Below are 11,521 nucleotides of genomic sequence, written 5' to 3' on the forward strand. Positions count from 1 at the left end.
GGAGGCAGAACTCACTCTCGTACGGGATGGGGACTCGGCCCTATCTGCCGCGAGCAGTTAGGCGAGGTTTGCCTAAACTTAATGTCGATCCCCGTCCGACGCAATCGCTCGATCGGGACATCTCCTGTAGCGATCGGGACATCAGCCGACGCGGAACACCCCGGGCGTCGTGCCGGTGACCCGGCGGAAGGCCGCACCGAACGCACTCGCCGACCGGTAGCCCACCTGCTCGGCGACGTCGTCGACGTCGGTGCCGTGACCGAGCAACATCACCGCTCTCTGGGCACGCACCGCCGCGACCCAGCGCCCGAGACTCAGGCCGGTCTCCGACCGGAAGGTGCGAGTGATGGTGCGGGTGCTCACACCCAGTTCGGCCGCCCAGTCCGAGAGCGTCCGCGGATCGCTCGGGTCCTCGGCGATCGCCTCGACGATCGGCCGCACGACCGGCGACGAGGGCACCTGCACCATCAGTTCGTTCTCGGCCGGTGCCAGCACGTCGATCACCATGCGTTCGGTCAGCGAGCGCGAGTCGTCGCCGAGGCGATCGTCCGTCAGCCGGTCGAGCAGCAGTCGCAGCAGGGATGTCATCTCCACCGCCACCGGTCCGTCGGACAACGACGGGGCCGAGTCGATCCCGAAATGCGCGGTGCGGTACCAGGTTCCGGCGGGCAGGACACCCCAGTGCAGCAGGCCCGCCGGAATCCACAGGCCCATGGTCGGGGTGATGGTCCATGTGCGCGAACCGATGGTCGCGGTGGAGGCACCTCGGTCGTTCCACAGCAGTTCGTGCGTCGGATGCGAATGCGCCTCGAAGCGGGTGTCGCGGGAGACGAGCTCGTCCATGCCCGCGATGACGAAGGGCACGTCGATCTCGCCGGCCTCGTAGACCGGCAACGTCCTGCTCTCGACCGCCTCGACGCTCTTCACCCGACGCCCTCCTCCGCTCCGCGACGACGACAATCCTCACATGTCCCGCCGCCGCGGCTCAGGTCAGGATCTCGACGTACCCTTCCGTGCCGTGTACGCGGATACGCTGCCCGTCGCGGATGATGCGGGTCGCGCCCTCGACACCCACGACGGCCGGCAACCCGTACTCGCGCGCGATGACCGCGCCGTGGGTCATCACACCACCGACCTCCGTCACCAACGCGCTGACGGTGACGAACGCCGGGGTCCAGCTGGGGTCGGTGAACGCGGTGACCAGGATGTCGCCGGGTTCGAGATCGGCCCGGTCCATGTCGGTGACCACGCGGGCGCGGCCCTCCACGACACCGGTGGACACCGCGATACCGGGCAGGGCACCGTCGGGCAGGCCGTCACGGCTGTACGCACCGGTGAGTGTCTCGCCTGTCGACAGCAATACCCGAGGGGGTGTGAGAGGGGCGAACGAGGCGAACTCCCGCTTCCGCTCGGCGACGAGGTCGCCGACCGGTCGTGGTGCGCGCACCACGTCCTCGAGTTCGTCGAACCCCAGGAAGAAGATGTCCTCCTTCTCGTCGATCACCCCGGCTCGGACGAGACGCTCCGCCTCACGCAGCAGCGCCTGCTTGTAGACGAAGTAGCGGCCGATCATGCCGTATTTCGGATACTCGCGATATCCCGCGAAAGCGCGGACCCGGTCGACGAGCCTCTCTATCTCCCGCGCCTTCTGCTCCCCGTCGGGCAGACCCCGGACGCGTTCGAGGAGTTCGCGCTTCTTCTCCTCCGCTTGCCGGCGGCCCTCGTCGAAACGCTGTGTCGCGGCACCGGGTTCGAAGTTGTCGAGATTGCTCACGATCATCGGCACCAGCATCGTGGGGCGCTCGCCCCACCTGGGCCGGGTGATGTCGATTTCCCCGACACACCGTCTGCCGTACTTGCCGAGGAAGTCATCGAATGCCGCTCGTACCTGCGGTCCGCCCTCACGCGCGCCGAGTGCGTCGAGGAAGCGTGCGTCGTCGAAGCCCTCCTCGTCGACCTGCCGCAGGAACGCCACGACGTCCGGGTACGGGCGCGCGGCATCGGCGACGTCGAGCAACGCCAACCCCATCTCCGACGTGACGTTGTAGGGCACCGAGCGGGAGACGACGTCCGCAACGTTCTTCTCCCCCAACCATTCCTGCCCCGACTCGTTGAGCCGCTCGGCCGCCTGCATACCGGCAGCGAGCACCTCTCCGACCTCTTTACCGAACAACGAATCCTGCAGCTCGCGGATGTCGGCGCGGATGACATCGAGTAGCGCCGAACCGGTTTCGTTCTCGATGCGACGTGCCGATTCGGCGATCGCGGCCTCGTTGCGGGCGACGAGTTCGGGCACGACGGCCGGGTCGATCTCGTCCGGGGCAGGTGGCAGACCGACCCGCGCGGCGGCAGGGTCGTCCGGGCGCGTCGGGACGAATCCTCGATCGAGCACGGTTCGCAGCGCGCCGCCGAAGAGCGGGTCGGAGCTGCCGATCATCCCGACGATGCCCGGCCCCTGGGTGGGTGAGGCCAGCATGGGCGTGACGTCGACGAACAGCCGTCCACCCGCGTGCCGCATGGGCGCACGGCTGGTCAACTGCCACACGGAGATTCCCAGTGGCTTCAGCGGATCGGTCATCATCTGCTGGTGACCGACGGACAGGTACACGTGGTTGTCATCGTCGCCGGTCTCCGGAACGGGAAACAGCGTGGTGATCGGGCGGCTCTGCACGATGTGGAAGACGTCGTCGGCCAAGCACCATTCGATGTCCTGGGGACGCCCGAAGTGCGCTTCGATGCGTCTGCCCAGCTGCACGAGTTCGACGAGGTGCGTGTCGGTCAGCACCGGTACCTCCTGGCGCTGCGTCCGGTCCACGACCTCGCCGGCACGCACCGCGTACGCGTCGGCGTTCACCAGACCCGACACCAGGTCGTCACCCAACCCGGCGACCGCATCCACCCGGGACACCGTCCGGTCCGAGGTGACGGGATCGGCGGTGAACAGAACACCCGAGACCTGCGGGAACACCATCCGCTGCACGACCACCGCCATGTGCACCTTCCGGTGGTCGAAGCCGTTGTTCACCCGATAGGCGACGGCGCGCTCGGTGAACAACGAGGCCCAGCACCTGCTCACGTGCCGGAGAACGTCCTCGACGCCCCGGATGTCCAGGTAGCTGTCCTGTTGCCCCGCGAACGACGCCGTCGGCAGATCCTCGGCGGTCGCGCTCGAGCGCACCGCGACGGGCACGCCCTCCCCGAGTTCGCGGACCCGCACGGCGATCGCCTCCGCGATGTCGCCGGGGATCATGCACTCCTCGATCTCCGTACGGATCTGCGCGCTCAGCGCTGCGATGTCGTCGGTTTCGGCCTTCGCGAGTCGCTCGAGCAGGTCGTCGACGCGCGGTAGCTCGGAGAGCACCATTCGATAGGCGTCCGTCGTCACACAGAACCCGTCCGGCACGTCGACGTCGCCGATACGCCACAACTCCCCCAGACTCGCCCCCTTGCCACCCACGATCGACACCGCCGTGCGGTCGATCTCCCGAAAATTCTGTACGTAACCCATTCCAGCTCCCCACCTGCGACTTCAATGCTGCGTGGGCGAGTATGAACCCAATTTTCGATCCTCATGAGGACCGAGGATCCGGTATAACGTGAGAAGGGGAAGACGAAATCCACCTCTACAGCGGCGCGCCGAACTGCGAGCCCAACCGCAACGCCTCGTCCGCCACCCGTTCCGCCAGGTCCACCCGTTCCTCGAGACTGCCGGTGAGCAACACCCACGAGCGCCTCGTGGCAGTGAGCGCGTCGACGAACCACTCCGTCATCTGCGCGCGGAGGTGTTCGCCGTCCCGGATGCCGTCCTGCACGAACGGAACACCGTCATGATCGGTGAGCAGATACAGCGCTTGCCGGTCGCGGACACCGCGCCACGCCCGTTCACTGCTGCCGAGATAGCGTCGCTCCCACACGGTGGTCGCGAAGGCATCGGTGTCGCAGACGAGCAGCGGAGACCCTTCCCGTGCTGCCTGTTCCTCGAGTCGCGTCTGTTCGACGGCGATGTTCTCGAAATCGTCGCCGGTCCACACGATGTCGTCGACGATTCCGGTGCCGAGCTTGTCGTAGGTGACCTGTCGGCCGTATTCCGGCACCCAGCCGGTTCGTTCCCACACACCACCGCGAGCCCGGAATCGGCACACGAGCTCTCGACTCACGGTGGTGGTACCCGTGGATTCGGCGCCGAGAACGACGATGCGGGTCGCGAGGCCGGCCCGGGCGGGTGCGTCGAGATCGTCCCAGCGTCCCGCGAGATCATTGCGGCAGGCCGTGCCGGAGGCAGGATGCGCGACACGCAGCGGGTCGACGCACACGTGCGTGGCCGAGAAGCGTCGAGCGAGTTCGTCACCGTACTTCTCGCTGGAGACCACCGCATCGACCGGAACATCGGTGACGGTGCGCGCAGCTGCTTTCATACAGGCGACCTGCGCGGTCCATACGGTGTCCGATTCCAGGTCCATCGGTGCGTCGCACGCAATTCCCGTCACGGTGACCGTGGTGTCGGCGGCGTGCGATTCCCGCATCCACGACACGCGGTCACCCAGCGGAATCGTCTCGGCCGCAGAGGACATCACGACGACGGTGACGCGTTCGGCGACCTCCGCAGCGCGCCGGACGAGGTGATGATGACCGACGTGAGGTGGGTAGAATTTTCCGATGACGAGTGCGTGCCGATACATCAGCGCACCTCCACGAGTTCCCGCTCGGCCGCCATGGAACGTCGCCAGGCGAGCAGGCCCCGAATGCACAGCAGCAGGAAGCCCGCGTACAACAGCGCCGTGAGCGTCAGCCCCTTGTGCAGGTAGAGCGGGATGTAGATCAGGTCGGCGGCGAGCCACAGCAGCCACGACTCCCACCGCTTCTTCGCCTGCCCCCACGTCGCCAGCAATGACAACACGGTGGTGGTCGCGTCCCAGAACGCAACGGTCGAGTTCGTCGCGACCTCCAGCAGTGCCGCCAGCCCGATCACCGCAGCGACACCGACGACCGCGAGCACGCTCCATTCGGTCGTGCTCGTGCCCGTCACCGGCAGGGCCTCCCCGTTCCTGCCCCGCGCCCAGTTGCTCCACCCCCACACGGCGAGCGCGATGTACACGACCTGCAGTCCGGAGTCGGCGTAGAGACCGGCGGTCGCGAAGAGCAGGATCCACACGAGGTTGTTGGCGATCCCGATCGGCCAGTTGAGGATCGACTGCCGTCCCACCAGGTACACGCACCACGCGCCGCTGACGAAGCCGATCACCTCGGCCCAGGTGGTGGGCGTACCGAGTGCGGTGAACGCCGTCGAGTTCAGAAATGCGATCATCATCGCCGCCTTTCGCTTGTGGCAGCGATTAGATCATGTTTGCTCTAACTGATGCAACGGTGAAATCAACTTCGGTGTTCTCGACAGCGCTGTGCGACGTCGAGAACACCGAAGTTTCGGAGAATCAGCGGGGGTCGGGGCCCTCCACGAGCGGCAGGGACTCGTCGGCGGTCCACGCATTGAGCGAACCGTCGTAGACCGCGACATCCGACCGACCCGCAGCGGCGAGCGCGTGCGCGAGGCCGGAGGCAGCGATACCCCCGCCGCAGTAGGTCACCGGCTTGACGTCCGGGTTGAGAGCACCTGCCCTGTCGAAGATCTCGCGTAGTTCCGCCGCCGGCTTCAAGCGTCCGGTCGACGGGTCGACGAGGTCGCCGAAGGGGATGTTGATGCTGCCGGGGATGTGGCCGCGTCGCGGGTAGGACGGGCTCTCACCGCGGTAGGTCGCGGGATCCAGGGCGTTGATGATCAGCGTGTTCGGGTCGTCGAGCGACGCCGCGATCTCCTCCGTCGACCGCACGAGCTCGGGCCGATGCCGAGGGGTGAAGGTCGCGCCGTGCGGGACCACTTGCTCGTCCGAGACCGGATATCCGGCGGCCTTCCAGGCGGGCAGTCCGCCGTCGAGCACGGCGGCGTCGTCGAAACCTTCGAGCCGCAGCTGCCACCACAGTCGCGCGGCCCAGATGCCGTTCTTCTGGTCGTACAGCACCACCCGACGTCCTTCACCGATGCCGACCGCACCGGCGGCGGTGGCGAACCGGTCCGACGATGCGGCGGTGAACGGTTGCGGCGCTTCATGATCGGAGAAGTCGGTGAACAGGTCGGCGTAGACCGCGCCGGGAATGTGTTCCTCCAGGTAGGTCGCCAACCCGGGTTCGATGTGCACGGACCCGTCCGGCGGCATGCTCAGGTGCACGGTCGCGTCGACGATGACGAGGTCCTCGTCCCCCAACTGCTCGTACAACCACTCCGCGGAGACGGTGTTCGGCTTCGTGTCGTTCATCGAGGTCCTCCTCTGCTCTCGGTGTCTCCCTCCAGTAGAGCAGCCATACGACTTGGGTGGGTTCGTCCCCGCTGAGCGGGGTCGAACCCACCGAAATCGACGTCAGATCTGTTCGGTCCAGGCAGCGGCGAGGTTCTTGCCCCGGGTCTCCGAGGCGATCCACGCGGCGAAGATCGTCACACACGCGGTACCGAAGAGCCCCGCTGGGCGGGGTCTAACCCACCGAGATCGGGCGGGCGTTCCAGCTGTCCTCGACCACCCGCGGCTTGCAGGCCTGATAGGCGCCGGTCACCAGTACCGCGACGGCGACCGTCATGAAGGCGAACGAGGCCGTCCAGCCCGAGGTGAGGTCGTGGAAGACACCGAACAGCAGCGGGCCCAGGCACGCGACGGTGTAGCCGACGCCTTGCGTGAAGCCCGACAGGGCCGCGGATCCGGCGTGGCTGCGGGAGCGCAGGTTGATGAGAGTCAGGGCCATCGGGAACGTGCTCGGCCCGAGTCCGAGCAGCACGATCCACAGGATCGGGGCACTCATCGGCGCGATCCACAGACCGGCGAACGCGATGAGGAAGCACGACGCACACGCCACGACCACCGGGAACGGATTCGTCATCCGCGCGCACAGTGACGGAGCGCCGAACGCGGAGACCAGGCCGAGCAGGGCGAACAAGCCCACCATCGCACCGCCGAAGGCGGGGCTGGCACCGGCGTCGGCGAGGATGTCCGGGATCCACGTGAACATCGAGTAGGTGACGAGGGACGTCATGCCGAACATGCCGGCCATTCCCCAGCCCACCGGCGACCGCCACACCCTGCCGTCGACGTTCCGGTCGACGGGAGCCACCTCCCCGGCATCGGCGTTCCGATGACGCAGCAGCACCCACACCCACGGAACGGCCGCGGCGAATCCGACGAGTGCCCACACTCCGAGCGAGACGCGCCAGCCGAAGGCGTCGGCGAGGGGAACCGCGACGAAGGCGGGCACGATGGTGCTCAGCTGCACGCCGACGATGTATACCGAGCTGACGAGTGCCAGCGTGTCGGAGAAGTAGCGCTTGACCAGAGGAGGGATGACGACGTTGCCGATGCCCATCCCACCGAGCGCGAGCCCCGACAGGAGCAGCAGCGACCAGGTGTCGGTCATGAGCGCGCGGGTCGCCATGCCCACACCGGCCATAAGCATTGCGATCAGCGCGGTGCGTTCGAGCCCCCATCGTCGGCCGAGCGCCGGGGTGGCGAGGCCGAAAGCCGCGAACATCGCGGTCGGGATCATGCCGAACACGCCGACGACCGTGGACGAGAAGCCGATCTCCTCACTGATCTGCGCGGCGAGCGGGCTGAACGAAGTGACCGCGAGTCTCAGCACGAGGGCCGACATCGCGATCGCACAGAACACCAACAGCCGACCACGCAGAAGACTCACACCGGAAATCATAGGATGATGGGATGACTTTGGGAAAACCTGTTCAGCGGACGAACCTGATCGAGCAGGTCACCGAGCAGTTGCGCAGTGAGATCTGCAGCGGACGCTGGAAGGTGGGCGAGAAGATCCCCACCGAACCGCAGCTGTGCGAGTTCACCGGCACCGGACGCAACACCGTCCGCGAGGCCGTGCAGGCACTTGTCCATACCGGCATGCTCGAACGCCGGCAGGGCTCGGGCACCTATGTCATCGCGACCTCCGACGTCACCGGCACCCTCGGCAAGTACTTCGCCACCGCCCACGAACGCGACGTCCTCGAACTGCGGCAGGCACTCGACGTCACCGCCGCCGTCCTGGCCGCGCGCCGACGCACCCCCGACGACGTGGCCCGGCTCGAGCAGTTACTCGCCGAACGCAACCGGTTGTTCGCCGGATCCGACACCGACGCCGCGGTGGCCGCCGACGTCGCCCTCCACCGCGGCATCGTCGAGGCCAGCCACAACGCGGTGTACCTCGAGTTCTACGACTCGCTGCTCCCGTCGATCCGGCGGACCATCGACCGGCACGTCCGCGTCACCGGTCTCGGTTTCGAACCCGAACACACCACCCTGGTCACCGCCGTCATCGCCGGCGACGAGAACGCGACCGTGGAGGCGGCGCGGGCACTGTTCGCGGAACTCACCGACTGAGGCCGCCGCTCATCGGACCCCGGCCGAGCGCAGGGCGTCCGCGAGGGTGTACGCCTCAGGAGAACTCAGGAGAAGTTCGTCGAACTCGACGCCGGGGCCACCCAGCGCGACGCGCAGCACCGGATGACCTCGCTTCATGGCGACCAGGCGCTTGATGCCGCGCGGGTGCCGGAAGGTGCCCACTTTCAAGAGGCCGGAGATCACCATGCCCGATCTGATGCCGAGGATCTCGGACGTCCATCCCGGGAGGACCTCCACGCGGGTGATCGCCGAGATCGGCATCTCCATCGCGGCGCGGCAGACCAGAAAGGCTTCCCACCGAGAGAAGGACAGGTGGAGGGTTGCGTTGTCGTATGTCGTTTCGGCCATGACGTCGGACCTTCCGTCGACGGTAAACTGGCTACAGCACTGAGAACATTATCACGGTGATAACAATGATGGGTAGGTACCGATGGCGAAGACGTCCCCGCTCGCGGAAGTCGTGCTGCACCCGGTTCGACTGCGGATCGTGCAGCAACTCGGAGGACGGCAGCTGACTACGAGCGACCTCCGGTCGGCACTTCCCGACGTCACCCAGGCCACGCTCTACCGACACGTCGCAGCATTGATCGACGCCGAGATCGTCACCGTCGTCGACGAACGTCGCGTGCGCGGAACCGTCGAACGCACCCTCGCGCTCGGCGACCGCATGGCACACGTCGGCCACGACGACCTCGCCGCGATGAGCGACGCCGAACTGCGCAATGCCTTCGTCACCTTCCTGGGTGCGCTCGGCGAGAGCTTCGACAAGTTCATCGAGGACGACGATCGGAGCCTGCGGGACTATCTGGGCTTCGGTACCACCCCGCTCTACGTCACCACCGACGATCTCGCGGAGATCCAGAGCAGGTTCGCCGACATCCTTGCCCCGTATCGCACGGATACCGGTGACGACCGGATGCGCATCACCCTGACGACCGCGGTGATACCGGCTCCTCCCGGCGCTGCTTCCGAAGAGGAGAAGCGCTCAGAGGAGTAGACCTCAGCGGAACTCGTCGACGTGCGCGTCGGCCCACTGCGCGAAAGTCGTCGCGGGCCGGCCGAGCACGTCCGCGACCGCCGTCGTCGGCAGTTGCGGGTTGTCGACGAGTTCGGCGCGACCGTCGAGATACCAACCGGCGTACTCCCCCATCGCGTCGGCGAGCACCGCTTCGGCCTCCTCGTGTGGCACTTCGACGAACGGCACGTCGCGGCCGAGGGCACGTCCGATCTCGTGGACGATCTGCGGGTGGGTCAGCGACTCCGGTCCGGTCAGGTCGTACGTCCGGCCGGCATGCGAGTCGTCGAGCAGTGCGCGGGCCGCGACCGCGGCGATGTCCTCGAGAGCGATCGGAGCGTTCGCCGCCGTGGGATAGGCGCCGAGGACCCGGCCGGTCGTGCGGATCTGCCCGGCGAAGATGGTCGCGTTCGCCATGAACTCCCCCGGTTCGAGATGCGTGCACGGCAGACCCGATGCTTCGACGTCGGCCTCGATACCGTGCCACTCCGTCCCGGGCCCTCCGGTGAGGGTGACGAACCGTTGCGCACCCGCATCCCGGGCGAGTACCGCAACATCGCGCGCTACGGCCGGAACCGGAGCAAGATAGACGGTGTCGATGCCGTCGAAGACGCCGTCGAGGGATTGCGGTCTGCCCACATACCCTTTCACCACCTCCACACCCTCGGGTAGTGCCGCCCGAGCGGGATCCACTGTCAGTGCGCGAACACCCGAGGCGCCTGCCCGCACCAGTTCGTCCACGACGAGTCTGCCGACGTTTCCGGTCGCCCCCGTTACGAGAATCGTCATTTCTCCAGGCTAGGACTGGAATCGATTCGTAGACGCCGAGTTGCCCGCTTCCATTGCAACGCAACGGAAGCGATCGCACCATCGAGTGCGGTCGGCCGCGCGTCCCCGAACCTAGGTCACGGCCCGGTCGCCCACCGAACGCTGTGCGGGCCACGAAAATATCATTCCGGCAAACACCGCTCTGCAGGTTATTCGACAGCGGTAACTTTGGGGCACCACATTCCCCTAATGCCTCTGCACCACATCATCGGAAACAACCCTGCTGGACTCTCTCGGAGGCCGACGTGCGTGGATTCGGTATCGATCTCGGAACAGCCAACACCGTCGTCGGAACTCCCGACGAAGGCATAGTCCTCAACGAACCGTCGCTGATGATGGTTCGGACGAAGGAACCGCGCCGCGCGCTCGCGATCGGCAAGGAGGCGAGCGACCTCGTCGACCGCACACCCGGTGGGATCACTCCCGTCCACCCCATACGCGACGGGGTGATCGTCGATCTCGAAACGGCACGGACATTCGTCACGGCCGTGCTCGCCCAGCTCGCACCGCGCCGCCGCTACGGCATCCGTCCGATGGGCGTCATCGCAGCTCCCGCCGGGGCCACGCCGCTCGAGCGTCGGGCGCTGCTCGAGGTGGGGCACGAGGCCGGCCTGCGGAAGGTCGGATTGATTCCCGAGCCGGTCGCCGGTGCCATCGGGTGCGGCATCGACCCGCTCGAACCCAGAACCCATCTCGTCGTCGACATCGGCGGTGGCACTTCGGAAGTCACAGCTCTCTGCTACGGCGGTGTCCTGTCGCACCGCAGTTGCCGCATCGCCGGGGACGACCTGACGAGCGCGATCCTCCGATACCTGCGCGCGGAACACCAGATCCTCGTCGGTGAACTCACTGCCGAGCGTGCCAAAGTGGGTGCGCCCGAGACCGCCGACGAACGGTCGCTCGTGGTCGAGGGTCGCGACGCCGCGACCGGCCGCGCGCGTCTGGTGACGCTCGAGACCGAGGAGATCATGGATGCGGTCCGGCCCACCACGACGAGCATCGTGCAGACGCTGTCGAGCTGCCTCGACGACCTGCCGCCGCGCGCGATCAGCGACGTGATGTCCGAAGGCATCCTGGCGATCGGCGGAGGATCGATGCTGCGCGGCGTGCCGCAACTGCTCGAGGAGGCCTTCGGCCTGCCGGTGAAGACCGCCGAGCGGCCGCTCACCTGCGTCGCCGAGGGCGCGACCTCGTGCATCGAACACGCCGACGTGATCGCCGCCTACGCCGCCTGACC

The 11,521-nt window shown here is 67.1% G+C and carries 11 protein-coding genes; 3 read left to right on the forward strand and 8 right to left on the reverse strand.

Features of this window, described 5'->3' with window-relative positions; translation table 11 throughout:
* Positions 1-141: 141 nt before the first annotated feature.
* From ACWPOC_RS07470 to ACWPOC_RS07495, 6 genes are all read right to left on the reverse strand, one after another.
* The gene (locus tag ACWPOC_RS07470; RefSeq protein ID WP_455408303.1) at positions 142-927 is read right to left on the reverse strand and encodes an AraC family transcriptional regulator; all 786 of its coding nucleotides are present in this window, start codon (positions 925-927) and stop codon (positions 142-144) included.
* Positions 928-985: 58 nt separating this feature from the next.
* The gene (locus tag ACWPOC_RS07475; protein ID WP_455408304.1) at positions 986-3,508 is read right to left on the reverse strand and encodes a phosphoenolpyruvate synthase; all 2,523 of its coding nucleotides are present in this window, start codon (positions 3,506-3,508) and stop codon (positions 986-988) included.
* 115 nt (positions 3,509-3,623) lie between these two features.
* Positions 3,624-4,679 carry an AAA family ATPase gene (locus ACWPOC_RS07480; RefSeq protein WP_120282036.1) on the reverse strand — a complete coding sequence of 352 codons (1,056 nt, stop codon included), beginning with the start codon at positions 4,677-4,679 and terminating at the stop codon, positions 3,624-3,626.
* On the reverse strand, positions 4,679-5,308 hold the full coding sequence (pnuC, locus tag ACWPOC_RS07485; protein WP_455408305.1) for a nicotinamide riboside transporter PnuC: 630 nt from the start codon (positions 5,306-5,308) through the stop codon (positions 4,679-4,681). Before pnuC ends, ACWPOC_RS07480 begins: the two co-directional genes overlap by 1 nt.
* A gap of 121 nt (positions 5,309-5,429) precedes the next feature.
* Positions 5,430-6,308, reverse strand: coding sequence for a sulfurtransferase (locus ACWPOC_RS07490; protein ID WP_120282034.1), 879 nt, complete (start codon positions 6,306-6,308; stop codon positions 5,430-5,432).
* A 214-nt stretch (positions 6,309-6,522) separates the two neighbouring features.
* Entirely contained in the window at positions 6,523-7,743 is a 1,221-nt protein-coding gene (locus tag ACWPOC_RS07495) for an MFS transporter (RefSeq protein WP_120282033.1), read from the reverse strand.
* A gap of 11 nt (positions 7,744-7,754) precedes the next feature.
* Here ACWPOC_RS07495 and ACWPOC_RS07500 point away from each other — a divergent pair, with 11 nt between their 5' ends.
* On the forward strand, positions 7,755-8,420 hold the full coding sequence (locus ACWPOC_RS07500) for a FadR/GntR family transcriptional regulator (protein ID WP_120282032.1): 666 nt from the start codon (positions 7,755-7,757) through the stop codon (positions 8,418-8,420).
* Positions 8,421-8,429: 9 nt separating this feature from the next.
* On the opposite strand, the gene ACWPOC_RS07505 is transcribed toward ACWPOC_RS07500, so the two are convergent.
* On the reverse strand, positions 8,430-8,789 hold the full coding sequence (locus ACWPOC_RS07505; RefSeq protein WP_120282031.1) for a hypothetical protein: 360 nt from the start codon (positions 8,787-8,789) through the stop codon (positions 8,430-8,432).
* 82 nt (positions 8,790-8,871) lie between these two features.
* On the opposite strand from ACWPOC_RS07505, the gene ACWPOC_RS07510 reads away from it, so the two are divergent.
* A complete protein-coding gene (locus ACWPOC_RS07510; protein WP_455408306.1) occupies positions 8,872-9,438 on the forward strand; it encodes a helix-turn-helix domain-containing protein in 567 nt (188 codons plus the stop codon).
* A 3-nt stretch (positions 9,439-9,441) separates the two neighbouring features.
* Here the strand turns inward: ACWPOC_RS07510 and ACWPOC_RS07515 are convergent, their stop codons facing one another.
* Positions 9,442-10,245, reverse strand: coding sequence for an NmrA family NAD(P)-binding protein (locus ACWPOC_RS07515; RefSeq protein ID WP_120282029.1), 804 nt, complete (start codon positions 10,243-10,245; stop codon positions 9,442-9,444).
* Positions 10,246-10,529: 284 nt separating this feature from the next.
* Here ACWPOC_RS07515 and mreB point away from each other — a divergent pair, with 284 nt between their 5' ends.
* Positions 10,530-11,519 (forward strand): rod shape-determining protein, encoded by a 990-nt coding sequence (mreB, locus tag ACWPOC_RS07520; RefSeq protein ID WP_088898761.1) that lies wholly within the window; start codon positions 10,530-10,532, stop codon positions 11,517-11,519.
* Positions 11,520-11,521: the final 2 nt, after the last annotated feature.

The organism is Rhodococcus sp. 5G237 (genome assembly GCF_053764735.1).

Bases quoted from the DNA above. Each gene is read 5' to 3' on its own strand.
- ACWPOC_RS07475 (WP_455408304.1), bottom strand. From the start codon at position 3,508: ATGGGTTACGTACAGAATTTTCGGGAGATCGACCGCACGGCGGTGTCG.
- ACWPOC_RS07480 (WP_120282036.1), bottom strand. From the start codon at position 4,679: ATGTATCGGCACGCACTCGTCATCGGAAAATTCTACCCACCTCACGTC.
- pnuC (WP_455408305.1), bottom strand. From the start codon at position 5,308: ATGATGATCGCATTTCTGAACTCGACGGCGTTCACCGCACTCGGTACG.
- ACWPOC_RS07490 (WP_120282034.1), bottom strand. From the start codon at position 6,308: ATGAACGACACGAAGCCGAACACCGTCTCCGCGGAGTGGTTGTACGAG.
- ACWPOC_RS07495 (WP_120282033.1), bottom strand. From the start codon at position 7,743: ATGATTTCCGGTGTGAGTCTTCTGCGTGGTCGGCTGTTGGTGTTCTGT.
- ACWPOC_RS07500 (WP_120282032.1), top strand. From the start codon at position 7,755: ATGACTTTGGGAAAACCTGTTCAGCGGACGAACCTGATCGAGCAGGTC.
- ACWPOC_RS07505 (WP_120282031.1), bottom strand. From the start codon at position 8,789: ATGGCCGAAACGACATACGACAACGCAACCCTCCACCTGTCCTTCTCT.
- ACWPOC_RS07510 (WP_455408306.1), top strand. From the start codon at position 8,872: ATGGCGAAGACGTCCCCGCTCGCGGAAGTCGTGCTGCACCCGGTTCGA.
- ACWPOC_RS07515 (WP_120282029.1), bottom strand. From the start codon at position 10,245: ATGACGATTCTCGTAACGGGGGCGACCGGAAACGTCGGCAGACTCGTC.